At 33.8% G+C, this 21,538-nt stretch carries 26 protein-coding genes; 2 read left to right on the top strand and 24 right to left on the bottom strand.

Going from position 1 to position 21,538, the window contains the following annotated elements:
- Positions 1-65: 65 nt before the first annotated feature.
- The 9 genes from GSH73_RS02920 to GSH73_RS02880 all read right to left on the bottom strand — a co-directional run bounded on the left by GSH73_RS02920 (position 66) and on the right by GSH73_RS02880 (position 5,781).
- A complete protein-coding gene (locus GSH73_RS02920) occupies positions 66-788 on the bottom strand; it encodes an amino acid ABC transporter ATP-binding protein (protein ID WP_014759474.1) in 723 nt (240 codons plus the stop codon).
- Complete coding sequence (locus GSH73_RS02915) at positions 775-1,437, bottom strand: amino acid ABC transporter permease (protein WP_013787448.1); 663 nt, start codon at positions 1,435-1,437, stop codon at positions 775-777. The genes GSH73_RS02920 and GSH73_RS02915 overlap by 14 nt, the downstream gene beginning before the upstream one ends.
- 28 nt (positions 1,438-1,465) lie before the next feature.
- Positions 1,466-2,242: a basic amino acid ABC transporter substrate-binding protein gene (locus GSH73_RS02910; protein ID WP_014759475.1), complete on the bottom strand. Its 777-nt coding sequence runs from the start codon at positions 2,240-2,242 to the stop codon at positions 1,466-1,468.
- A gap of 174 nt (positions 2,243-2,416) precedes the next feature.
- Positions 2,417-2,611, bottom strand: coding sequence for a zinc-ribbon domain-containing protein (locus GSH73_RS02905; protein ID WP_014759476.1), 195 nt, complete (start codon positions 2,609-2,611; stop codon positions 2,417-2,419).
- A 138-nt stretch (positions 2,612-2,749) separates the two neighbouring features.
- A complete protein-coding gene (gene flgN, locus GSH73_RS02900; protein ID WP_014759477.1) occupies positions 2,750-3,217 on the bottom strand; it encodes a flagellar export chaperone FlgN in 468 nt (155 codons plus the stop codon).
- Between the two features lie 6 nt (positions 3,218-3,223).
- Positions 3,224-3,610, bottom strand: a complete 387-nt coding sequence (gene fliS / locus GSH73_RS02895) for a flagellar export chaperone FliS (RefSeq protein WP_014759478.1) — start codon at positions 3,608-3,610, stop codon at positions 3,224-3,226.
- 29 nt (positions 3,611-3,639) lie between these two features.
- On the bottom strand, positions 3,640-5,184 hold the full coding sequence (gene fliD, locus GSH73_RS02890; RefSeq protein ID WP_014759479.1) for a flagellar filament capping protein FliD: 1,545 nt from the start codon (positions 5,182-5,184) through the stop codon (positions 3,640-3,642).
- A 21-nt stretch (positions 5,185-5,205) separates the two neighbouring features.
- The gene (locus tag GSH73_RS02885) at positions 5,206-5,532 is read right to left on the bottom strand and encodes a flagellar protein FlaG (RefSeq protein ID WP_014759480.1); all 327 of its coding nucleotides are present in this window, start codon (positions 5,530-5,532) and stop codon (positions 5,206-5,208) included.
- Positions 5,533-5,604: 72 nt separating this feature from the next.
- A complete protein-coding gene (locus GSH73_RS02880; protein ID WP_014759481.1) occupies positions 5,605-5,781 on the bottom strand; it encodes an aspartyl-phosphate phosphatase Spo0E family protein in 177 nt (58 codons plus the stop codon).
- A gap of 144 nt (positions 5,782-5,925) precedes the next feature.
- Here GSH73_RS02880 and GSH73_RS02875 point away from each other — a divergent pair, with 144 nt between their 5' ends.
- A complete protein-coding gene (locus tag GSH73_RS02875) occupies positions 5,926-7,197 on the top strand; it encodes a putative DNA modification/repair radical SAM protein (RefSeq protein WP_014759482.1) in 1,272 nt (423 codons plus the stop codon).
- A gap of 21 nt (positions 7,198-7,218) precedes the next feature.
- On the top strand, positions 7,219-7,953 hold the full coding sequence (locus GSH73_RS02870) for a TIGR03915 family putative DNA repair protein (protein ID WP_014759483.1): 735 nt from the start codon (positions 7,219-7,221) through the stop codon (positions 7,951-7,953).
- Here GSH73_RS02870 and GSH73_RS02865 read toward each other — a convergent pair whose 3' ends face one another.
- From GSH73_RS02865 to flgL, 15 genes are all read right to left on the bottom strand, one after another.
- Positions 7,954-9,255, bottom strand: a complete 1,302-nt coding sequence (locus GSH73_RS02865) for an SH3 domain-containing protein (protein WP_014759484.1) — start codon at positions 9,253-9,255, stop codon at positions 7,954-7,956.
- A 36-nt stretch (positions 9,256-9,291) separates the two neighbouring features.
- Positions 9,292-10,002, bottom strand: a complete 711-nt coding sequence (locus GSH73_RS02860; protein ID WP_014759485.1) for an acylneuraminate cytidylyltransferase family protein — start codon at positions 10,000-10,002, stop codon at positions 9,292-9,294.
- A 1-nt stretch (position 10,003) separates the two neighbouring features.
- Complete coding sequence (locus GSH73_RS02855) at positions 10,004-11,065, bottom strand: nucleotidyltransferase family protein (RefSeq protein ID WP_014759486.1); 1,062 nt, start codon at positions 11,063-11,065, stop codon at positions 10,004-10,006.
- Complete coding sequence (locus GSH73_RS02850) at positions 11,065-11,727, bottom strand: acetyltransferase (RefSeq protein WP_014759487.1); 663 nt, start codon at positions 11,725-11,727, stop codon at positions 11,065-11,067. The genes GSH73_RS02855 and GSH73_RS02850 overlap by 1 nt, the downstream gene beginning before the upstream one ends.
- A gap of 32 nt (positions 11,728-11,759) precedes the next feature.
- Positions 11,760-12,803, bottom strand: coding sequence for an N-acetylneuraminate synthase (gene neuB / locus GSH73_RS02845; RefSeq protein WP_014759488.1), 1,044 nt, complete (start codon positions 12,801-12,803; stop codon positions 11,760-11,762).
- 26 nt (positions 12,804-12,829) lie between these two features.
- Entirely contained in the window at positions 12,830-13,984 is a 1,155-nt protein-coding gene (gene neuC, locus GSH73_RS02840; protein ID WP_014759489.1) for a UDP-N-acetylglucosamine 2-epimerase, read from the bottom strand.
- A 4-nt stretch (positions 13,985-13,988) separates the two neighbouring features.
- Positions 13,989-15,107: a LegC family aminotransferase gene (locus GSH73_RS02835; RefSeq protein WP_014759490.1), complete on the bottom strand. Its 1,119-nt coding sequence runs from the start codon at positions 15,105-15,107 to the stop codon at positions 13,989-13,991.
- On the bottom strand, positions 15,100-16,086 hold the full coding sequence (locus GSH73_RS02830; RefSeq protein ID WP_014759491.1) for an NAD-dependent 4,6-dehydratase LegB: 987 nt from the start codon (positions 16,084-16,086) through the stop codon (positions 15,100-15,102). Before GSH73_RS02830 ends, GSH73_RS02835 begins: the two co-directional genes overlap by 8 nt.
- A 33-nt stretch (positions 16,087-16,119) precedes the next feature.
- Positions 16,120-17,889, bottom strand: coding sequence for a motility associated factor glycosyltransferase family protein (locus GSH73_RS02825; protein WP_014759492.1), 1,770 nt, complete (start codon positions 17,887-17,889; stop codon positions 16,120-16,122).
- The gene (locus tag GSH73_RS02820) at positions 17,889-18,242 is read right to left on the bottom strand and encodes a DUF8042 domain-containing protein (protein WP_014759493.1); all 354 of its coding nucleotides are present in this window, start codon (positions 18,240-18,242) and stop codon (positions 17,889-17,891) included. The genes GSH73_RS02825 and GSH73_RS02820 overlap by 1 nt, the downstream gene beginning before the upstream one ends.
- Positions 18,243-18,406: 164 nt before the next feature.
- Positions 18,407-19,261, bottom strand: a complete 855-nt coding sequence (locus GSH73_RS02815) for a flagellin N-terminal helical domain-containing protein (RefSeq protein ID WP_014759494.1) — start codon at positions 19,259-19,261, stop codon at positions 18,407-18,409.
- Between the two features lie 123 nt (positions 19,262-19,384).
- The gene (gene csrA, locus GSH73_RS02810) at positions 19,385-19,612 is read right to left on the bottom strand and encodes a carbon storage regulator CsrA (RefSeq protein WP_014759495.1); all 228 of its coding nucleotides are present in this window, start codon (positions 19,610-19,612) and stop codon (positions 19,385-19,387) included.
- Entirely contained in the window at positions 19,593-20,042 is a 450-nt protein-coding gene (gene fliW, locus GSH73_RS02805; RefSeq protein ID WP_014759496.1) for a flagellar assembly protein FliW, read from the bottom strand. Before fliW ends, csrA begins: the two co-directional genes overlap by 20 nt.
- 22 nt (positions 20,043-20,064) lie before the next feature.
- Positions 20,065-20,622: a DUF6470 family protein gene (locus tag GSH73_RS02800; RefSeq protein WP_014759497.1), complete on the bottom strand. Its 558-nt coding sequence runs from the start codon at positions 20,620-20,622 to the stop codon at positions 20,065-20,067.
- Positions 20,623-20,634: 12 nt separating this feature from the next.
- Positions 20,635-21,525 (bottom strand): flagellar hook-associated protein FlgL, encoded by an 891-nt coding sequence (flgL, locus tag GSH73_RS02795; RefSeq protein ID WP_014759498.1) that lies wholly within the window; start codon positions 21,523-21,525, stop codon positions 20,635-20,637.
- Positions 21,526-21,538 lie beyond the last annotated feature (13 nt).

The following is a 21,538-nucleotide window of genomic DNA, read 5'->3' as shown; positions in this document are numbered from 1 at the left end:
TTTTGCGAATTTTGCAAAATATAATGATAGATGAATAAAAAGGGTGCTTCTGCACCCCGTTAAACTTACAGTATTTTGCTGAAAAATTCTTTTGTCCTTGGGCTTTTAGGATTGCCAAAAAGCTCTTCAGGAGAACCTTCCTCTACAATCACTCCATCATCTACAAAAATGACTCTGTCTGCCACCTCTTTTGCAAAGCCCATCTCATGAGTCACAACTACCATCGTCATGCCTTCATTCGCCAGCTCTTTCATGACATTCAATACTTCCTTGACCATCTCCGGGTCCAGCGCAGATGTAGGCTCATCGAAAAGCATCACATCCGGCTGCATAGCCAGCGCTCTGGCAATAGCAAGCCTTTGCTTCTGACCACCAGATAGCTTTACAGGATATGCATCTTTTTTGTCTTCAAGCCCAACTTTTTTTAATAGCCTGATGGCGATATCCTCTGCAGTTTTTCTATCCATCTTCTTTACTTTAATAGGAGCCAGCGTTATATTGCCGATAGCAGTCATATTCGGAAATAAATTAAAGTGTTGAAAAACCATGCCGACTTTTTGACGTATCTTATTTATATCAGCCTTTTTGTCGTTGATTTTTTCCCCTTCAATGTATATGTCACCTTTTGTCGGCTCCTCAAGTAGGTTTATGCACCTTAATATGGTACTTTTTCCAGAACCACTTGGACCGATTATTACCAAAACTTCACCTTTTTTTACCTCTAAGCTTACACCTTTTAAAACTTCTAAACTGCCAAACTTTTTATGGAGGTTATCAACGCGTATCACCAGTCCTTAACCTCCTTTCAAACTTGCTTAAAAGCCTTGAGAATACCAGTGTCATCACAAAGTAAATTGCTGCTATTATTATAAGAGGCTCAAATGCCCTATATGTCACACTGGATACTATCTCTGCTTGCCTTGTAAGATCTGCAAAGCCTATGACCGATACTATAGACGACTCTTTCAACATTACGACAAATTCATTGCCTAAAGCCGGCAAAATATTCTTTATTGCCTGGGGAATTATGACGTACCTCATGGCCATGCTGTGGGACATGCCTAAAGAGCGAGAGGCTTCCATCTGTCCCGGATCCACCGCCTGGATGCCCGAGCGTATTATCTCCGCCACATAGCCTGCACTGTTCATAGAGAGTGCTATTATGCCTACTACAAATCCAGGAAACTTTATGCCAAATTGAGGCAAGCCGTTGTATATGATGAGTATCTGAACCAAAAGCGGTGTACCTCTTATTATCTCCACATAAGCTGAGCCAATAAAGCTCAATATTTTCACGCTGGACATTTTCATCAAGGCAACAATCAAACCCAATACAGCGCCTATTGCCACAGATATGATAGTAAGCTCTATTGTCATTATGAGTCCATTTATAAAAAGCTGTGTGTATTGTGGCATGCTTGAAAAATCAAGATTCATTAACCTTTTTTTCTCCTTTCAAGAGGCTTTATTTCCCCATCCATTTGTTTAACATTTTTTCGTATTCACCGCTGTCTTTGAGCTCTTTTATCACACTGTTTATCTGGTTTACCAGATCTTGATTTCCTTTTGCGACAGCGACTGAATATCCTGGCACTGCTTCATTTATCTCTTTAATGTGAAGCATCTTCATGTCTTTATACTCTTTTAAGTATGCATCTGCAATTGTGCTTTCCATCAATATAGCGTCTACCCTGCCATTTTCTAATGATAAAAATGCATCGCCTAATCTATTTAGCTCTTTTATGTCTATTCCTTTTATCTTCTTAGCAGCATCATCAGATGTAGTGCCAAGCTGCACAGCTACCGTCTTTCCTTTCAAGTCATTTAAGTTATTTATATTGCTGGAGCTTTTCACGACTAAAACTTGCTCAGAATTATAATACTCATCAGAAAAATCGACGTTTTTCTTTCTCTCTGGTGTAGCATTCATCCCTGCAATAGCCATGTCAATCTGCCCGCTTTGAAGAGCTGGAATAAGCCCTGTAAAATCCATATCTTTTATCTGAAGTTTTACACCTAATTTTTTAGCAATTGCATTAGCCAGATCTACATCAAAACCCATTATAGTGTCATTACCGTTGACAACTTTGTGAAATTCAAACGGTGGGAAATCGGCGCTGGTACCCATGACGATAACCCCTGATTTCTTAACTCTGCTTAACGTAGATTGTTTCGAACAACCGCTTAGTGCAACAGACATAATAGTGATAAGAATTAAAGATATTATCAACCTTTTTTTCAATTTTTTCTCCTCCCGACAATAGATAATTTACTAAATAATTATACTATCACATGCATAATATTGCAATATATTTTTTAACACATCAAAAAATTTTCTGGTGGAGAAATGATTAAAGGGCATCCCTTTCGGAATGCCCTCAATAATCCTCTTTACTTCTTACAAAAGTGAAGGGGATTACTTATTTGCTCCAGCAACTCTTCCTCTCCTGGAGTTAAACTGATTGTTTCTCTGCTTTTTAGCATCTCTGCATGATTTGCACCTTACTGGCGCATTTTGAAAGCCTTTCTGAGCATAAAATTCTTGTTCACCGGCAGTCCACACGAATTCTGCTCCACAGTCTTTGCAGACTAATGTCTTGTCTTGATACATAATAAATAATCCCCTCACTTTGACATTTATTTACTGTATAGCCAATTAGACTATACAGTAATATTATACCACCGGTTAAAAGTTTTATCAATAAATTTTAAAATTTTAAAAATTGCATAATTATTACCGCATAAACATTTAGCGCTTTTTATCCACAAAATAGCTGCCAGGTGTGTAATACTTAAGATACTCTATATATCCTTTTTTACCCTTTGATAAGTCATCTATTTTTTCTTCCAGATTTTTAAAAGCACAATTTATATCCTCTAAATTTTTGTCCTCGACTTCTTTTATTTTTTCCAATGTGCCCTTTATATCTATCAGTATTCCCTTTAATACGCTTTTTTCTGCACTATTATTAGGCGTATTAAAAATGCTGTCTATCCTATTTACCTTTTTGTACAGATTGTACATAGGCAGAAATTCACTGTCTATCTCATCAATGCTTGCTATGATGTTTTGTTTTTTCTCCAATATGGTTTTTATGTCATCAAGCTTTTGTGAATTTATAGCTATGTTTAACTGATTATTTAATTGAAGCATCTCATTTAAATAATTTAATTTTTTTTCAGCCAACTCTATCAATTTTTTAACATCGCTTACCATACTATATCAACCTTTAGAATATACTTTTGCTCGAACTTTCCCCATAGCTTCTCCCCATGTATCTCTAAGCTCTGTTATCAAAGATATTACTTCGTCTAACGGCTTTTTATCTTTTTTTAAATTAGCGTCTATCAGCCTTCTTGAAATAAAATCATAGATGCTGTAAAGATTTTTTGATATATCATACTGCATGTCAAGAGTCGCCATAAGCTCCAATACTATGTCCTGCGCTCTTGTTATGCTGTTATGAGCTTTTTCGATATTTTTATCATCTATCGCTTGTTTCGCTTCATTTGCAAAGCGAATAATTCCATTGTAGAGCATCAAGACCAATTCTTCCGGACTTGCCGTCATGACAGAATTTCGCCTGTACTCCATATAAGGATCGATCATTTATCAATTCCCCTTCCTACATAATCACCTTAACCTGACGAGCTACTTGTCTGTTGGCTTAACCATTGGCTTTGAGAATTCATTTGAGAAATATACGTCTCCATCTGTGAAAACTCATTGTAGTACTGTTGTTCTAAAGTATTCAACTGATCTTGCATATCTGATATTCTTTGATTCAAATCATTTATCTGCTGACCCAAAAAGCTATTATCATATAACTGATATTGCCCGCCACCAGCTTCTTGTATAATAGAATTTATACCATTATTTACTATATAATAGAGTCTGGCAGCAATTCCATCATTTGAGCTTGAACCTGGTGTAGCATTTACATTTGTCACAGGCTCTGTTATTTTTGTAAAAAGATCCATCACTTCTTGAGGATTATTTTGTATTGCATTTTTTAGCGTAGTATCATCAATATAGAGTTTACCACCTTCATACCACTGCCCTGTAGTTATACCTATAGAGCTTAATGTCATAGTTGTACCATCAGATGCTGTGACAATTCCAGATATTGCCTCTCTCATACTGTAATAGATAGAGGTTAGCGTATCATTACCATTCAAATCACCACTTCTGGCTTTCTGCTCCCATGCTGTTATATCATCTTGGCTCATCTGCTGTTTTTGAGAATCTGTCAGTGGTTGATAGTCATAATATCTTTCTTCTGTTAACTTCGAATTTATCTGAGTAATCACATTGTTATATGCATCAACAAAGTTTTTGATACTGTTATATATTGTATCTGTATCTGTTTGTACCGATAGAGTCGTCTGACCAATTCCTGTAAGGTTAATATTTATACCTGCAACAGATGCATTATTTGAAGAAGTAGTTATGTTCACTCCATTAAACGAAAATGAAGCATCTGTACCTGTAACTGTAGAAGTATTTAACTTTAAGGTATTTGTCAAAAAATTAAGCGCATTTGGATCTGTTGTCCCTGTAAAATCAATTGTCGCATTTGAACCCGTAGTGCTTGTTATTAAAAAGAGTCTATCAGTAGTCGTATCATAAGTCGCATTGACGCCTGCATTAGCTGAATTTATTGCAGTAACTATGTCATTTATAGTCCACGCCTTCGTTCCTGTCGGATCTCCTAATGTAATTTGTTTCCCATTAATAGTTATCGTATAAGTAGTTCCAGCAGGAATTAAAGTATTGTACGTATTGGTACTGCTATTATAAGCACCAATAGCAGCGGTGCTGGCAGAAGTTGCTCCTGTCGCCAATTGACTGACACTTAATGTATACGTCCCATTTACAGCATTCACACCTGCCGTAGCTGTGGCTATTGATGTATTTGACGAAACCGTCTTTGCTAAAAATGTCCCTTGCAGTGTCATTTGAAACAAAGTATCATCTCTAAGGGACAATAATTGTGTGTTAATGCTTTGCATATCTTCCTGTTGCCATTGAAGCCATTGCTTTTGCTGCTCCAATTGATCAAGCGGCATACTTGCAGCAGCCATTAATTGGCTCACTATTTGGTCTGTATTTATACCTGATGCGAGACCGCTTATTCTAAGCAAATTACTTGTAGTAGAGTTTTGCATTGTAATAGGATCCATCACACATTCCCCCTATACTTCCTATACTTTTTTATCAACAATTAAGCCAACCATTTTCCACAATCCCGCCACTAAATCCAATATTTTTTCTGGCGGAATCTCGTCGATGACTTCATTTGTCCTGCTATCTACAATTTTCACTACGATCGTATTTGTAGGTTTGTGAACAGAAAATTCAAAATATGTACCGTCATTTTTCTTGATTTTATTGTTGACGTCGTTTATTTCGTCCTTTACAGATTTCTCATCTACTGGATTTTTGAAAATCTCTTTTACGTCATCAATCTTGTCAGTCAATAAGCTATTTAGCTTTCCACTTCCTCCTTCTAACGATATATTTTGAATCATCTATATACCTCCCTAAAAATAACTCACATGTTAACCTATATATCGGCAAAATATTTTAAAAAATTAGTTAATTTATTTGGCGTTTTTTTCGCAAGACATGTATTCTACAATAAGCTTATCTAATTCCTGACTTATCTCCAGCGCCTTTGTCATATCTACTATGTTTTTATTGAGCTCCTTCTTCAATAGCTTTATCTTCTCCTCCACTGAATCATTTTTATAGTAATGTTCTTTTATGATCTTTGCCATTTTCTCCTCCATATAAGCTATTGTAACTTACTTCATTTTTATATATCGGCTTTAAGAAATTTTTATTAAATTTTTTTCAACATGATTTAATTGCTTTTATCTGAACGTATGTTTGTGTTATAATATCATTGAGGTGTTTTTAAAATGGATCTTCTCAAAAAGATAAGAATACTGGCTGATGCAGCAAAATACGATGTGTCATGCTCATCCAGCGGAAGCGATAGAGAAAACAAAAATAGCGGAATAGGAAATGCATCCTTCTATGGCATATGCCACAGTTGGTCTGAAGACGGCAGGTGCATATCCCTTCTAAAAATACTTTTTACAAACATCTGCATTTACAACTGCTCATATTGTGTAAATAGATGTTCAAATGACGTAGAGAGAGCATTATTCACACCTGAGGAACTTGCTGACATTACGATAAATTTTTACCGCAGAAATTACATAGAAGGATTATTCTTAAGCTCGGCTGTATACAAAAGCCCTGACTACACGATGGAGCTTCTCATTAAGACTGTCAAAAAACTGAGGGAGGAATACAATTTTAACGGATACATACATTTAAAGGCTATTCCAGGTGCAGACGTAAATCTCATTAGGCTGGCCGGCCTTTACGCAGATCGCATGAGCGTAAATATCGAGCTTCCATCAGAAAAGTCTTTAAAATTATTGGCACCTCAAAAGACAAAAGAATCAATAATAAAGCCAATGAGCTTCATACACAATCAATTGATGGAAAAGAGTGAGTCAAAAAAGCTGATGCGCCGCACAGATAAATTTGTGCCTGCAGGACAGACGACACAGCTTATTATAGGTGCGACACCAGAAAGCGATAGGACCATATTAAAGCTGTCAGAAAATCTGTACAAATATTATGACCTTAAAAGAGTGTATTACTCCGCGTACATCCCTGTTTTTAATGACAACAATATTTTGGGAATGACATCACCTCCTCTTTTAAGGGAGCACCGCTTGTATCAAGCTGATTGGCTTTTAAGGTACTACAATTTCAAGGCTGATGAATTGCTCACCGAAGAAGAACCGAATTTTGATGTATCACTTGATCCAAAAATCAATTGGGCCATGAAAAATCTCAATCTATTTCCTGTTGAAGTCAACACTGCAGACTACAATATGCTTCTTAGAGTACCAGGCATTGGCTTAAGGACAGCAAACCGGATTGTAAAAGCGCGAAAAGCTGCTTACCTTAACTATGATTCACTTAAAAAGCTGGGCGTCGTATTGAAAAGGGCAAAATACTTTATAACATGCAACGGAAAATATTACGGTGAATGCGAAATAGAAACAGATAAGATAAAAAATAAACTTTTGCCAAAAAGAAATGTCATAGAAGGACAGCTTAGCATATTTGACATCGATAATACTTTGAACAATTTGCCAATAATCGTATAGCTTAGTTAGGAGAGTAGACATATGGTAAACTACATATTCGACGGGACATTTGATGGCCTCATGACCGTTATATACGAAGCATATTACAGTCATCAACATCCTAATGACATTTTTTCTGAAATCAATCATCAAATAAACTTTCTTGGCCATGACGTGTTCGTGTCAACGGATATAGATAAATCCAACAAAGTACAACATGCCATTGAAACAAAAATATCAAATAAAGCGCTTAGAAATATCTACTACGCTTATCTGTCAGAGTTGGAGTCGTCTTATATGTTGATATATAGATACATCAGATTAGGCTTTAAAATAGGCAAAAAAATAGACTACTTCATTCAAAATGACATAGTCCATGAAGTGACAAAATTAAGTCAAAAAGTGAGGCATGAAGCGTACAAGATGATAGAATTAATTAGATTTAAAGAGGTCAAAAAAGGATTGTTTATTGCAAAGATACATCCAGACTACAACGTACTGCCTATCATAATGCCTCACTTTGCTGAAAGGTTTCAAGATCAATATTTCATCATACACGACGAAAAGAGGAACTTGTCGGCTGTATATGATAAAAAAGCATGGATAATAACTGACATCCCACTTCAAGACATATCTAATATGAAAGATACAGAAGACTATGAAATCCTATGGAAGATGTACCACAAAAGCATCTCCATAGAAGAAAGAAAAAATCTAAGGCTTCAAAGGCAGCACATGCCAAAAAAATACTGGGATATGCTTACAGAAAAACAATAATTACTTTTCAAACTGAATGGCAGAAGTAATTCTCTCTATGAATGGTATACCATTCGATGTAGGTAAAAGTGATGATGTGACCATAACTTCATTGACTGGTATGAACTCATATTCTTCTCCATTTTTCGCTCCATATCCCGCAAAATCATGTACGATGTACGGCACTTCATCATCCATTCCAACGTACATCATGGCATGGCCCGGCATGTATAAAGCTGCGCCAGGTTTTATGCCTTTAAAAGCTTCAATTCTGCCGATTAATGACATGCCATCAAAAAACCGATGCACTCTCCCGGGACATCTCTCTTGTTCATCAGCATTTCTCGGCAGCTTAAATCCAAATGTCTTGTATACGTACATGATAAAACTGGAGCAATCCCTTCCGTCAAAGCTATCACCCCATCCATATCTATCTCCTATTAGCTTAAAAGCTTGATTTAATACATTTGCCCTTGTATATGGAACATAGCCCCAATGGACATCTTCTTTTATCGATATAAGCCCGTCTTTAAAAACTAAATTGCCATTATCATCCCTTGAAGGCAGTTTGACAACATAATTGCCATAAGTAGATTGATTTGCAACAAAATTAGGTATATCTTTTTCCAGTGGTATTTTCGTCCCCATATCAAACTGAATTTCAGATACATCTCTATCATAGGGATTATACTGCGTTTTGACATGATTTCCAGTTACCACTATGAAATCATCTGTATCAACATAACCAAATACTTCCTCTTTATCTTTGGCAATCGCTATATCAGCAGCTTTGGCCCACCCCCTGTAATTGTACATCTGGATAAAATACCATCTTCCATCCTTGCTTTCATGAAGCACCAAAACAGGCTCTATCGCTTGGCACGACGTCTCTTGAAATCTGTCAAATTCAATATCGCCTTTTCTGCTGTACACCGCTATATCTGTAGGAAAACTTCTAAGATATGTTTTCCTTATAGTGATACCGTACCGTACTGGATTGACTTCTTTTATTTCAGTTATATTTAAATTGTCAGTTATATGATGATAAAAATCTCTTTTTACTTCTTCCCCATTTTTAAAATACATCTCTTTTTCTGGCAATTTATATTCTTTTATCATAGACAACAATTCATCGTAAGTAAGACTATCCCTATAGCTTCTTAAATCATAGACGCTATCGCATTTCTCTACAATTTCTCGATTAAACTTCATAATGTCATCTTGCGTCATTATAAGGCAATCAGCATCGGATATCTTTTCTATCCAGTAGTCGGCCTCAAGCATCTCTAATCTTGTATCGGGTATAATATAGAACACCCCCATTAGATATTTAATGATTATAAAAATTTCAATATATGTCTATTTCTGTATTTGAAAATTATTCATCAAAAATTCAGCAAATTTTAAATCCAGTTCTGTATCAATGTCTATAGATCTTTCATTAGGCATAATATACGCGTATGTTTTTTCGCCAAAGAAACCTTTATTTTGTATTAAATAATTCCAATCCGATATATATATTGCTCCATTTATTCTATAATATTTACTTATTTCTTGCCTATTTTTATTTAAAACATCTTTTTTTAAAAAATCTTTCATACACAAATCCTCATTTAAAACGTTCATCCATAAAGGAGAATGTTCAGCCTCACAAACCGAAACTACCGCACTTGCTTTTTTATCATATAAAATGTCAATCGCATTTTTTATGTCATACGCTTTTCTTAATGGTGATGTAGGTTGTAAAAGCATAACTAAATCATATACAGTATGATTTTTTTCCAGCCAATTCATCGCATGAAAAATAACATCTATCCCTTTTGCATCATCAGACGCTAATTCGATGGGCCTCATAAAAGGAATTTCTGCTCCAAATTCCTTTGATATACTTGCTATTTCTGGATCTTCTGTTGAAACAATTATTTTATCTAAAAAATTTGCTTGTAACGCAGCCTCAATAGTATATGCTATTAGAGGCTTGTTCAATAAAGGTCTCACATTTTTTCTTTTAACACCTTTTGAACCACCTCTTGCAGGTATTATCGCTAATATTGATTTTCCTCTATACATTTTATACACTATCCACCTTTTTAAAATATTCCAATGTATTACGATATTCTTCCCATTGTCCAACATCAAACCATCTTGAGCTTACAGGATATACACCAACTTTATATCCACACTCTTTTGACTTTAATAACAAATCCGGCATGTTAAAAGATTGTCCATCTGGAATCAGACTAATCAATTCGGGTTCTAAAACATATACACCTGAATTTATTACAAAATTATACTCTGGTTTTTCTATCATATTTATCAATTCACCATTGTTAACATTCATAACACCATACGGAATCTGCATATTTTTAACTACACCTACTATTGTAGCATCATTGCCACTTTTCTCATGGTATTTTAAAAGTTCATCGAAATCAATATCTATGATTACATCACAATTCGATACTATAAATGTATCATTTAACTTATCAACTGCAAGCCTTAATGAGCCTGCTGTTCCAAGAAATTCTTTTTCATGAACAAAATTTATATTATATCCGTCTGGATTTTCTGCAAAATATAATTTTATAATTTCGGCTTTATAATTAAGTGAAATTATGAAATCATTAAAGCCGTAATTCTTAAAATTTTTCATTATAATCTCTATTATTGGCTTATCACCTATAGGTATCAACGGTTTCGGAAGTATTTTTGTAAACGGATCTAACCTGGTACCCTTACCGCCAGCCATAATAAAAACACTGTTATTTTTCTTTGAATATTCACATTTTACTCCAATAAATTCTTCCATCAATATTAAATCGATAACTCTTTTTTCATTATCTATTACAGGAATAGTTTTTATCTTATACTTTATCATCAACTCTTTAGCAACTTCTTCTTGTCCTCTATAAACATATTTTGGTTTCTTATTCATAATGATAGAGACAGGCTGTTCTAATGATACATTATCCAATATCGCCCTTCTTATATCTCCATCTGTAACAGTTCCAACAAACCTATCATCGTCATCAACAACTAAAAGAATTTGTAATCTATTTTCATTTAACTGCTTTATGGCATTTTTAATAATACATTTATCGCTGATAATAACGGATTTAACCTTATTCTCCATTATTGATTTCTCCCCATATCATACCTATATTTTTTTACTGTCCCTGGAACACCTACAACAACCGCATTATCAGGTACATCATCTAAGACCACAGTACCAGCTCCAACTAAAGAATTTTTACCTATCTTTATTCCCTCAATAATAACAGACCCAATTCCAATATGGCTTGCTTCGCCTATTTTAACTCCTCCTGCAATTTTAACACCTGGAGCAATATGAACATGATCGCTTATTATGCAATCATGTTCAATAATTGATCCTGTATTTACTATCACGTTATTTCCAACTTGTGTATCAGGACCTATAAAAGTACCGGCCATTACAACATTTCCTCGCCCGAATTTTACATACTCTGAAATAATAGCTGATGGATGAAATGCATTAATAAAGTTAAAGCCAATCCCTTTTACTTTTTCATACAAATTTTTTCGCAAATAATTATCTCCAACACTTCCAACAACTATTAGTGCATAATTTATCTCACGTTTTAATAAATCATTTAGTTGCTCATCAGTTGCAATAACCGGCACGCCTAAAACTTTTTTGCCAATCTCATCAGCTTTGCCTATTAGTCCTTCAATATGTATTTCATTATTTTTTTTCAGTATATCTATCACCGCCTTTGCATGACCACCTGCACCAATTAAAACCAATTTATCCAAAAGAATTCCTCCTTGGAAAAAGCATATAATTATTATTCAAGCATAGAAAAGTCAATAATTGTATCTTTCAAAATATGAATTCTGGTTTTTTTACCAATTAAATAATAAAAAAACTTAGGAGGCAAACCAGTTGCCGGCCTTTTTGTAGTTAACATCTCTTCTGTTATGACACTGCCGCTGGGTATATCTTTAGCTGCAATAATTGACTTTCTTGCTACATCTCTGACATTTTTTTCATTCTCTCTACATCTTTTTATCCCATTTCCTAATGCCGCCTCTATGTTTCTAATGCTTTTAATCATAAGCTTAAGTTCACTTGGTTCAAGTGAAGCCTTGTGATCAGGGCCTATCATTCTTTTATCAAGAGTAAAATGTTTTTCAATAATCAATGCTCCCATCGAAACTGCTGCTATTGCAACTTCAATGCCAAGAGTATGATCTGAATAACCAACAGGCAACTTGAAAGCATTTTTCATAGTGATCATTGCATTTAAATTAACATCTTTGTATTCGGTTGGATAATTTGATGTACAATGCAATAAGATTATACTATTGTTACCAGTATTTTTAATCGCCTCTATCGCTTCTTCGATTTCACCTAAATTAGACATTCCTGTAGAAAGTATTATTGGTTTCTTTTTTTTTGCAATGTATTTTAAGAATGGGATATTTGTAACATCGCCAGAACCAATTTTAAATGCAGGTACATCAGCTTGTTCCAACATATCGGCACTTTCATAATCAAAAGGAGTTGCTAAATAGATTAAATTTCGCCTTTTACAATATTCCATTATTCTAATATGATCGTTATAGGATAACTCTAATTTTTTTAACATATCATACTGTGTTTCATCTGAAGATGTAGTGAATTTTTGGTATTCAGCTTTTTCAGCCTCTTTAATTACTAAATTTTCTGTTTTAAATATTTGGAATTTTATTGCATCTGCACCCGCTTCAGACGCCACATCAACTAATTTCATAGCTGTTTCTAAATCACCATTATGATTCACTCCCGCTTCAGCTATAACAAATACAGGAGAATTCTCTGATATTGTTCTATTTGCTATTTTGAACATTGTAACATCACGCTCTTTTTATTTTTTTAATATGTAAGTTTCTTTTTCAAAAGTTTATCATCTTTTAAATCTACTCTTTTTATGATTTCAACAATGTTTTTGCTTGTATTTCCATCTCCGTAAATACTTTTTGTTTCCTTTACTTTAACTTTGTAATCTTCATCTTTTAAAGCCTTGTTTATACCACATAAAATCTCATCTTTTGTATATCCAACATCAATAATATTAAAAGCTTTTAATCTTCCTTTTTGTCTATCCCCTATATTGATTACTGGAAGTTTAAAATAAGGTGCTTCTATTATTCCACTGGATGAATTTCCAACCATCGCATCTACATATTTTAACAAGCTCAAATACTTTAACTGTCCCAAATTAACAAATACTTTTGCATTAGCATAAGTTTTTGCAAATTCCTTTATTCTTTCAATAATATACCTTCCCCCACTATCTGAATTTGGATACGTAAATATAAGCTGATAACCAGTTTCCATTAGAGCATCCAAAATATTATCCATTTGCATCTTTAGCGACTGAAGCTCCAACGTTGTAGGATGATATGTAACTAATAAAGTTACTTTGTCTAAGTTTATATCTAATAATTTTTCAAGCTGATTTTTATCAAGAAGCTGTAATCGCCTTATATTCTCCAATCCTGGAGCACCAACATTGAATACTCTCCATTCTTCTTCACCCATTTTTTTTATTCTATTTGCATAATAATCGCAACTTGCAAAATGGATATGAGCAATTTTAGTAATTGCATGTCTTATCTGCTCATCTATAGCACCCTCAGTAGATTCTCCTCCAGATATATGGCCAATTGGTATATTAAGAGCCATAGCAGCGGTTGCTGCAGCAAATATTTCAAATCTATCTCCTAAAATTAAAAGCATATCTGGATTTAATCTTGAAAAAGTTTGTGCAAATCCTATAATACCAAGTCCAATAGACTTTGCAATTCCTTGTCCAGTATCAGATGAAAGTAAAATCTCTACTTTTTCATCTATTTTAAATCCGTCATTTTCTATATCTTTTACAGTTAGCCCAAATTCCGGCGATAAATGCATCCCTGTCACAATTAGTTGCAATTTTAAATCAGGATCATTCATTATTTCTTTCATTGTCCAATAAAGTAATCCATACTCTGCTCTTGTACCTGTAACAACAGCAATTTTTTTCATAATTTTACCTCTTTTTTATACTTAAAATATCCAATAAAGTCTTTGCAACATATTTTACATCTTCATATGTATTTAACGTTGAACTCGGTAAATTTAAGCCATTTTCATATATTTCATAAGAATTACTATAGCTTCCTTTCTTGTATTTTTTATAAGGAGGAAGATCTACTATAGGATTAAATATTCTTCTTGTCGGAATACCCCTTCTTTTTAATTCATCTTGAATTTGATGTATAGTCATACCTACTTTTTTGCAATCAATTTTCACTGAAGATAACCAATCAGAACTTTTTGCACCTTCATATTCTGTCTGCAAAGAAATTTCTTCAATTCCATTAAAAATTTTCTTGTAAATCTCGAAATACATTCGTTTTTTTTCTAAAAATCCTGCCAATCGTTCAAGTTGGGCAATGCCTAAAGATGCTTCTAAATTTGTCATTCTATAATTAAAACCTATTTCTGTATGAAAATAGCCTTGAGTCATATCTCTTGCCTGATTTACCAAAAATCTTATATGCGAAACCCAATCTTCATTATTCGAAGCTACCATACCCCCTCCTCCTGTGGTTATTACTTTATTACCATTAAAGCTAAAACATCCTATGTGACCAATTGTGCCAGTCATTCTACCTTTATATAAAGCTCCCAAGCTTTCAGTTGCATCTTCTATAACATAAATATTATTCTCTTTTGCTATCTCCATTATTTTGTCCATATCACATGGATTGCCATATAAATGTACAGGAATAATTGCTTTTGTTTTAGGTGTAATTGCTTTTTCTATTTCTTTTGGATCTATATTCCATGTGTCTTTATCAACATCAACAAATACAGGAGTTGCTCCACAGTAAACTATTGGATTAACAGTCGCAACAAATGTAATAGCAGGAACTATAACCTCATCACCATCTTTAATGCCTAATTCATAAAGTGCCATGTACAGTGCTGCTGTTCCACTTTGAACCGAAACACAATGATTTACATTTAAAAATTCAGCAAATCTTCTTTCGAATTCAGGAACAAAAGGACCAACAGTAGATACATAACCACTTTCAATGCATTTCACTAAATAGTCTTTTTCTTTATCACCTAAATTAGGCGAATCAAGTTGTATATTATACATTATATACCTCCGATTTATATAAGCTGATATTATCCTTAATCCATCTAACCGTCTCTTTTAGCCCATCTTCAAGTTGATATTCGGGTCTCCAATCAGTATATTTCTTTATTTTAGAGTTATCACACACTAATCTTTCAACTTCACTTTTGTCTGGTCTAAATCTTTGTTCATCTTGTACTATTTCGATATCAGCATCCATTAACTTTGAAATCAGTTCTACTAAAGAGCCTATAGAAATTTCATGTCCAGACCCAACATTTGTAATATTCCCCATTAACTCATCACATTCAGCAATTTTTATAAATCCATTAACTGTATCAAAAACAAAATTTAAATCTCTTGTAGGTTTTAAATTGCCAATTTTTATATACTTTTCTCCATTTAATATCTGAGTTATTATAGTAGGAATAACAGCTCTTGCTGATTGGCGTGGCCCATATGTATTAAAAGGTCTCACAATTGTTACAGGTAAATCAAATGAATTATAAAAACTTAAAGCCAAATTATCAGCACTTATTTTAGTCGCTGAATATGGTGACTGAGGTTGCAGTGGATGTAATTCATCAATGGGTATATATCTTGCCGTTCCATAAACTTCACTTGTTGAAGTATGTATAACTCTTTCTATGTTAAGCTCTCTTGCAGATTGCAATATATTATATGTGCCTTCTATATTAGTTTTTATATAGGCAAGAGGTGATAGGTATGAATATGGAATTCCAATTAGCGCTGCCAGATGAAATACAACATCCACTCCTTTCATAGCCTCTCTAACACTATCATAATCTCTTATATCACCCCTATAAATTTCGATCTCATCTTTATACTTAGATTTTTCTAACCAACCCCAATTATTATTAGAATTATACCTGACAAACGCTTTTACTTTTGCACCTATTTCCACTAATCTTTCTGCTAAATGGGAACCAATAAATCCTCCTGCCCCTGTAACTAAAACTTTTTTATTTTTTAAGTTCATCTCACATATCCTCCTAAAAAGTCTTCAGCTTAATCATCGTTTGATTTCGTCAACTGTCTTTAATGCTTTCTTTAAACCTTCCAATGACTTTTCTATCGCTTCATATATTCCTTGATAAAGTGTATATGACATCATTGCAATTCTTAATTTTTTTTGCTTTTCAGTCTCATCTTTTTCAGGTTTAAAACCTTTTAGAACTTTTGTAGTAACTATGTTTAATATAGAAGAGATATACAAAAAACTATCTTTTGAGTTTTTTAATCTTTTGTCTATTTTATCTAATATTGATACTATATGAGATACGTCTGCATTAACGTCCTTCTGATATTCATTATACATTTTTTTCGATAACTTTGCTCCACGAATACAGTCATTTTTTATTTTTTCTAAGTTTTTTATAGAATTTTCAAATTCATATTTTAAGCTATTAATTTTGCTTTCTTTTGGTTTAATCTTTTGATTGGTTAAAATATCATTGATAATATCAGTTAAATTTAAATCATTTTTCATATAATGTTTAATCACATCTTCAAGTTTCTCTACTTTTGTGCCTTTTATATAAGCTCCACCTTCTGTAGAGTTTATATATGTTCTGTCTAAATGGCTATAAATATAGTTTTCAAACCATGTTTTAAAAGAAAGAAATACACGATCTGTTATAATATTATCTTCGTAGTTACCCTTAACATAAATATATTCTTTTTCAATGGAATCTTTTTTTATTCTGTCATTTTCATATGTAGTCCCAGAAGCATGTGTTCTATCATTTAAATACGCCAAATCCTGACCAATAAATATTATAGGGTCACATCCCAATTTATAAGCAAAATCCAACGACACATTAGCAACAGAAGGGCCAGCCACTATATCTCCAAATTTTGTCGATAATCTTTCTTCAAGCAAATCTGAAAATCCTGATGCAATATTTCCTATTATTAAATGTCCTTTATGTTTTCTCAGTATTTCTGGATATATCGTAAGATCATACAATAAAGGTACATCGGTTACATAACCTTCAAAATGTTTAAAATTTTTTTCACTACCATCAATTGAAACAATAAAGTCTGGCACAATATTTTCCTTAATAAGTGCTTTTAAAGCTGTTCCTACACAAATAATTATACACTTGTTTTTTATTTCTTTCAAAAGTTTTATATTTTTGTCAAGCGAAGGACCAGCAGATACAATTATCGCAGGAATATTTTTAAATGTATCAAAAAAAGACTTAACAGGTACACTTTTAAAAACAAACTCCAAATTTTCCATAAAATTTGATTGCCATTGTTCAGCAAAATAAAGCGCTGTGTTTCTGTTAATCCTCATTGAATTGACTGTCTCCAGCAAGCATTCATTAAATCTGTTATAATGCTCTTTAAAAACAATCGAATATTGTTTAAATTCTTTATATACAACATTTTCAAAATTATCCCACGGTATATATGACGATAACAAAGTTTTCAAGTTTTCTTCTGTCTCATCTAATATAAAATAAACATTTTCCATATCTTTAAATTCATCATAAAACCCGTTATCAAATGCAAAATTAAATATTTCTCTTGACGGCTCAACCAAAATTAATCTATTACTAAATGATATTCTTTCTAAAAGATAATTTATATGATATCCAAGCCCTACACCATAAATAATTAAAATAGCTTCATCATCAAAGTCAATATTATTTGCCCATTCTTTCGCTTCTTTATCTGGAAAATATGAGCTATGTAAAAAAACTTTTTTGTCTCCAACTTTATAAACTAAAGTGCTAAATTCATCTTTCGCTTTCAAAATTTCAAATGAGTTCATCAATTAAGCTCTCCTTTTCTGCAATAATTAATATATCCAGAAAGGATATCTTTAATCTCATAATTTAGCGAATCGGAAATTAATTGATAATCTAAATTTTCAATTCCTGACATTAAAGTTTTTAAACTCTCATTAACCTTTTCCATATCTAATTTATAACCATGTAACGGCATAGTCAATGTAATAGCTTGAACTGACCAATTAAGACCATCAATGACACTTACAAGCAAATTATTAGCTTCTACATACATTCCGTCATCAATATAGTTTATTACCTTATCTATTCCCACAATTAGTTTAGGTATGTATTTTAAACTCTCTTCCACAGTTTCTTTCATTAAATCATCAATCATCATAGCACCTCATCACATCTAATATTCTTAAAAGTTTTATCGGCATTTTTTAATAGATTTTTAGAAGCTATTAGAATAAAATAATAACTTATAAGAGTATGAATCCAATAACATTATAAGCATGAAAAAAGGAGGCTTTATTTGCCTCCTTTTTATTCTCTCTATTATTTCAGCAATTGCAACACTGTTTGTGGCTGTTGATTTGCCTGAGCTAACATCGCTGTAGCTGATTGTGTAAGTATGTTGTCTTTTGTGAATTCCATCATTTCTTTAGCCATGTCAACATCAGTAATACGAGATTCTGCTGCAGTCAAGTTTTGTTCTGCTGTGCCAAGATTATTTATTGTATGTTCAAGCCTATTCTCAACAGCACCAAAATTAGCTCTTTGTGCAGAAACTTTATTTATCGCAGCATCTATGGAATTGATCTGTGCGCTTATAATAGAAGCATTGTTTGTCGCAACATTAATTGACGCCATTGAAATATTACCAGCAGCAGTACCTTTTAACGCCGATGCTGTCATCGTTCCAATATTAACCTTAAGAACTTGTTGGCTATTTGCGCCAATTTGGAATGTAAGAGTAGCTTTACCAGCCGCCAACGAACCATTTAAAAGATTTTTTGTATTGAACTGTGTAGTCGACGCTATCCTGTTTATTTCTTGCTTCAGCTGGTCAATCTCTTTCTGGATGTTCTGTCTATCTGTCAAAGTATTAGTACTATTTGATGCCTGTACTGTAAGTTCCCTCATTCTTTGAAGTATTGACGTTGTTTCATTCAGTGCACCTTCTGCCGTCTGTATTAGTGAAATACCGTCTTGTGCATTTCTTTGAGCCATGTCCAGTCCTGATATCTGGCCCTTCATCTTTTCAGATATTGCAAGACCTGCCGCATCATCTGCAGCACTGTTGATTCTTAAACCTGTTGAAAGCTGCTGTAATGCTTTCTGCGTATTTGTGTTATTTACTTCCAATGCTCTCCAAGCATTCAGAGCACTTAAGTTTGTGTTGATTATCATATTTTTTCCTCCTTGAATTTTTATTAGGCATCCATGCCATATCGACCATAAGATTTTTCACAGTTGGCCAACTGCTTGTCTTTTGTTTTACACTATATATTATCGATTTTATTTTTTTTTACTTTAGTCTTTTTTTATAAGTTTTTCTAATTTTTTAAGCGATGATTTATCTATATTAATTGCTTTTTTGTTTTCGTCTTTTACTTCTAAAAGCTCTTTTCTCATGACAGTTACATTCTTTGGAGCAGATATGCCTATTTTTACATTGTCGCCATCGATGCTTACAATCTTTATTTCTACATCATCCCCTATAATCAAAGACTGTCCTATTTTACGCGTCAATATCAGCATTTTTTAGCTCCTTCAGTATAGGATGCTTTATCATGTACTCATCATTGTCGAGAAGTATCTGCATCCCTTTATTGTTTTCTGCATTTATGATTATAGGGGCTTTTAGGTTGGCAGTCATTTTTTCGATTTCTTTTGGTATTACAACGATGGCAAAAACGAGAATGTGGTTTAAGTCCTTTATATCCAACAATTTTACCGTCTCTCTGTCTAATTCGACCTTATAATCTTTAACTATAGCTTTTGGATCGATTATAACAAATGCTATATCCGTATCATCGAGGGACTGAAGCCACTTAAAGGGGGTATATTCATCAACGCTTAGAAGAATGAAGCTTTTAAGTCCCTCGAAGCCTGGTATGCCTTCCTCAAAGTGAAGTACATCTTCTTCGTTATAGCTGACAACACCAAAATTTCTTGTCATTATATCCATCGCTCATGCCTCTCTTTCAAATTCAAACTATTGCATCCACATTCTGACCTATGTAGTCGATTTTTATAGATGGGTACTGCAGCATGTATATATTTACATTTGCCCTTGTTGCATCTATCTCCGGTTTTTTAGGTGTGACATCTATATATGCCTTACCATCCTGCCAATTTATATTGAGATAACCATCAAACCATATCTTAGGCCTTGACTTAGGCATAAGGTCTACATTAAAGTCTATATTCTCAACACCTGCCTGAGACGCCAACTCTGGTATGACATTCTGATGGTTCTCTATTGATGCTAACGCATCTCCATCTTCAGCAATTTTCCCTATCGCTTCAAGACCTATCTGGTAACTTCTTTCTGCCTCATCATGTATAAGATCAAATACGCTCTTAAGCCCAGACTCGTAAAAGCACTGATATTGATCTATGTGAACCTGTGGTAACTTTTTGTATATCTCTATACTAGGCAACAAATTGTTTACATTAAGATCTGCATTCTGATTGTGTATATTAATCGCGGCAGGAGTAGTGTCAATGCCTATCCTGCCGAACGTTTGTTGAATGGCGATATCCATGTTACCATCCTCTTACTTCAGAAAATCTACTAATGATGGCTGTATGATCATGGCACCTGCAGCTAATGATGCCCTGTACACATTATCATCCATCTTTAGATTAGTGATAACCTGTGCTATGTCTGCATCTTGATTTTTGGAAAGTAGCGACGTAAAGTTGTAATTATCACTGCTTAATCTATTTGCGGTGAGATCTACCCTATTTGCCTTTGCGCCTGCATCAGCCCTTATTGATAAGATATTTTGAATTTGATTGTCTATATCTCCTATTATATTGCTGACAGCTTGGTTATTTCCTGATTTCAATGCATTTGATAAGTTGTCCATCACAGTAAGAAGCTGCGATGTACCAGAGGATACATCAAACACCTTATCGCCTGTCACATTTACCTGAATTGTATTGCCACCTGCACCTATCTCAAACTTTATAGCGCCATCATCGCCAGCATATCCATTGCTTGTATCGCTAAAAGGCTTTGTATCAGTCTTGTATCCAGCAAATATGTACCTGCCATTGTACTGGGTATTGCCTACTTGTATAATCTGCTGTTTTAACTGATCTACCTGTGCTGCTAAGTTTTGCATATCGCTTTGAGTTAGAGTACCATTAGAACCCTGCACTGCTAAATCTCTGGCATTTTGCAGCATATCTCCTATTTGCCCTAATGCCGTATCGGTAAGGCTAAGCCATGACTTTGCATCGTCTGTATTCTTCGTATATGCATTATTTCTCGCAATTTCTGTCTTTATCCTTAAAATACTGGCTACCGCAACAGGATCGTCTGATGGCTTGCTTACTTTTTCGCCAGTTGACAGCATATTTTGATCTTTCTGAAGCCTTTCAAGATTTTTGTTGTAATCATTCATAAAATCCATCACAAGCATGTTATTCGTTACTCGCATTGTCTACACCTGC

This window comes from Thermoanaerobacterium aotearoense, assembly GCF_009905255.1.
GTDB lineage: Bacteria > Bacillota > Thermoanaerobacteria > Thermoanaerobacterales > Thermoanaerobacteraceae > Thermoanaerobacterium > Thermoanaerobacterium aotearoense.
Note: the sequence above shows the minus strand (reverse complement) of the source record. Positions and strands in the feature narration are given on the sequence as shown.

What these genes read in the sequence shown, in the direction of transcription:
- GSH73_RS02875 (WP_014759482.1), top strand. Translation starts at nt 5,926, where the DNA reads ATGGATCTTCTCAAAAAGATAAGAATACTGGCTGATGCAGCAAAATAC.
- neuB (WP_014759488.1), bottom strand. Translation starts at nt 12,803, where the DNA reads ATGTTCAAAATAGCAAATAGAACAATATCAGAGAATTCTCCTGTATTT.
- GSH73_RS02800 (WP_014759497.1), bottom strand. Translation starts at nt 20,622, where the DNA reads ATGGATATCGCCATTCAACAAACGTTCGGCAGGATAGGCATTGACACT.
- GSH73_RS02820 (WP_014759493.1), bottom strand. Translation starts at nt 18,242, where the DNA reads ATGATTGATGATTTAATGAAAGAAACTGTGGAAGAGAGTTTAAAATAC.
- GSH73_RS02880 (WP_014759481.1), bottom strand. Translation starts at nt 5,781, where the DNA reads ATGGCAAAGATCATAAAAGAACATTACTATAAAAATGATTCAGTGGAG.
- flgL (WP_014759498.1), bottom strand. Translation starts at nt 21,525, where the DNA reads ATGCGAGTAACGAATAACATGCTTGTGATGGATTTTATGAATGATTAC.
- GSH73_RS02860 (WP_014759485.1), bottom strand. Translation starts at nt 10,002, where the DNA reads ATGTATAGAGGAAAATCAATATTAGCGATAATACCTGCAAGAGGTGGT.
- GSH73_RS02835 (WP_014759490.1), bottom strand. Translation starts at nt 15,107, where the DNA reads ATGTATAATATACAACTTGATTCGCCTAATTTAGGTGATAAAGAAAAA.
- fliD (WP_014759479.1), bottom strand. Translation starts at nt 5,184, where the DNA reads ATGGATCCTATTACAATGCAAAACTCTACTACAAGTAATTTGCTTAGA.
- GSH73_RS02885 (WP_014759480.1), bottom strand. Translation starts at nt 5,532, where the DNA reads ATGATTCAAAATATATCGTTAGAAGGAGGAAGTGGAAAGCTAAATAGC.
- fliS (WP_014759478.1), bottom strand. Translation starts at nt 3,610, where the DNA reads ATGATCGATCCTTATATGGAGTACAGGCGAAATTCTGTCATGACGGCA.
- GSH73_RS02915 (WP_013787448.1), bottom strand. Translation starts at nt 1,437, where the DNA reads ATGAATCTTGATTTTTCAAGCATGCCACAATACACACAGCTTTTTATA.
- GSH73_RS02830 (WP_014759491.1), bottom strand. Translation starts at nt 16,086, where the DNA reads ATGAACTTAAAAAATAAAAAAGTTTTAGTTACAGGGGCAGGAGGATTT.
- neuC (WP_014759489.1), bottom strand. Translation starts at nt 13,984, where the DNA reads ATGAAAAAAATTGCTGTTGTTACAGGTACAAGAGCAGAGTATGGATTA.
- csrA (WP_014759495.1), bottom strand. Translation starts at nt 19,612, where the DNA reads ATGCTGATATTGACGCGTAAAATAGGACAGTCTTTGATTATAGGGGAT.
- GSH73_RS02825 (WP_014759492.1), bottom strand. Translation starts at nt 17,889, where the DNA reads ATGAACTCATTTGAAATTTTGAAAGCGAAAGATGAATTTAGCACTTTA.
- GSH73_RS02855 (WP_014759486.1), bottom strand. Translation starts at nt 11,065, where the DNA reads ATGGAGAATAAGGTTAAATCCGTTATTATCAGCGATAAATGTATTATT.
- flgN (WP_014759477.1), bottom strand. Translation starts at nt 3,217, where the DNA reads ATGGTAAGCGATGTTAAAAAATTGATAGAGTTGGCTGAAAAAAAATTA.
- fliW (WP_014759496.1), bottom strand. Translation starts at nt 20,042, where the DNA reads ATGGATATAATGACAAGAAATTTTGGTGTTGTCAGCTATAACGAAGAA.
- GSH73_RS02865 (WP_014759484.1), bottom strand. Translation starts at nt 9,255, where the DNA reads ATGGGGGTGTTCTATATTATACCCGATACAAGATTAGAGATGCTTGAG.
- GSH73_RS02815 (WP_014759494.1), bottom strand. Translation starts at nt 19,261, where the DNA reads ATGATAATCAACACAAACTTAAGTGCTCTGAATGCTTGGAGAGCATTG.
- GSH73_RS02870 (WP_014759483.1), top strand. Translation starts at nt 7,219, where the DNA reads ATGGTAAACTACATATTCGACGGGACATTTGATGGCCTCATGACCGTT.
- GSH73_RS02905 (WP_014759476.1), bottom strand. Translation starts at nt 2,611, where the DNA reads ATGTATCAAGACAAGACATTAGTCTGCAAAGACTGTGGAGCAGAATTC.